The sequence below is a fragment of the Microcoleus sp. B7-D4 genome (assembly GCF_036705125.1).
Classification (GTDB): Bacteria; Cyanobacteriota; Cyanobacteriia; order Cyanobacteriales; family Microcoleaceae; genus Microcoleus.
Genome location: NZ_JAUBTT010000260.1, coordinates 1 through 1,375, shown reverse-complemented (window position 1 = coordinate 1,375; position 1,375 = coordinate 1). Strand labels below are relative to the sequence as shown.

Genomic DNA, 1,375 nt, shown 5'->3' with positions numbered 1-1,375 from the left:
CTGCTACACAAATACTAGACAAGTCTCGACATTTGCTTCTTACTTCATCGGGAGCATGGGAGCGGTTATCCCTCAGTAAGCTTTCACGGTTTAGCCAACCGCGATAACATAATTGCTGCGTTTAAATCTCTGTCCATCGAATGACCACAACTTCCACAGTTATAAGTCCTTTCTTTGAGTGGCATATCTTGGATGTGTCCACAGTTTGAACAGGTCTTGCTCGACGGGAACCATCGGTCGGCAACGATTATTTCACAGCCAAACTTTTTAGCCTTGTACTCTAACTGGCGTTTGAATTCATGGAATCCACAATCAGCTATTACTTGAGCTAGTTTATAATTGGCCAACATCCCGGAAACGTTCAAATTTTCTACTACTATTTTTGCGTGGTTTTTGCATAAGTAAGTAGTGATTTTATGCCGAGTGTTTTTTCTAAGATTTGCTACCTTAGCGTGATGCTTTGCTAATTGAATTTTGGCTTTGTATCTATTCTCGGAACCCTTGACTTTTCTGGCAAGAACCCTTGACAACCTCTTGAGTTTTGCGAGATGTGCTTTGTAGTGCTTTGGGTGAGGAAATACTACGCCCGTTGAAAGTGTAGCTAACTCTTTGACTCCCAAATCAACTCCTACAACATCATGACTTTTGATTGTTGGTTCATGATGTTGTTCGTAGGCAAATGCGATAAACCAACTATCGGCAGTGCGCGAAATGGTAATTGACTTGCAAGTTGTATGAGGCAATCCCTCGTGAGTTTTTACCCAGCCGATTGTCGGCAACTTTATAGATGTACCGCCCACAGGGATAGGCTTACCACTCGCATCAATAGTGAAAGAATCGTGATGCCCCTTCTTCTTGAATTTGGGATAGCCACCTTTTTTCGAGAAGAATCTAGAGAAAGAATCCCCAAGGTTATCAAACGCATACTGGGTAATTTTTTGGCAAATACCTGCCTCTTTAATCCACGTAAACTCAGGTTTTACGTGGTTGTTAAAGAATTTCTTGAGGAGGTATTTATTTGGCTTCAGTCCATCTTGATAAAGATTACTCCAAGTAGCCAAGCCCCAATTATAAGTAAACCTTGCTATTCCAGCGTGTTTACTCATAACTGTTGCTTGGCTCTTGTTTAACTTTAACTTTGTTTTGATGGATAAAAGCATTGTTCGACCTCAACACTGTATTTCTTGATTCCTCAATTTTGCCAGTTCTTGTACGGGCTTGTCAATAGCATTTTTTAGGTTTTCTTTGAGCTCTTTGGAGTAATTTCGTAGACCGTATAGACGGCAAGAGAAGCAGTGGATTATCGCCATCAAATCTTCTACTAATTCATGCTGGGGGGACAACGATAATTGATTGGCGACTACAATTTCGCATC

At 41.0% G+C, this 1,375-nt stretch carries 1 protein-coding gene and 1 pseudogene; both read right to left on the bottom strand.

The window, feature by feature from the left end:
• Window positions 1-83: 83 nt before the first annotated feature.
• Window positions 84-1,160 carry an RNA-guided endonuclease TnpB family protein gene (locus QUB12_RS37350; RefSeq protein ID WP_333311116.1) on the bottom strand — a complete coding sequence of 359 codons (1,077 nt, stop codon included), beginning with the start codon at window positions 1,158-1,160 and terminating at the stop codon, window positions 84-86.
• 9 nt (window positions 1,161-1,169) lie between these two features.
• A pseudogene (locus tag QUB12_RS37345) lies at window positions 1,170-1,375 on the bottom strand (IS607 family transposase); the annotation flags it as partial.

What these genes read in the sequence shown, in the direction of transcription:
- QUB12_RS37350 (WP_333311116.1), bottom strand. Translation starts at nt 1,160, where the DNA reads ATGCTTTTATCCATCAAAACAAAGTTAAAGTTAAACAAGAGCCAAGCA.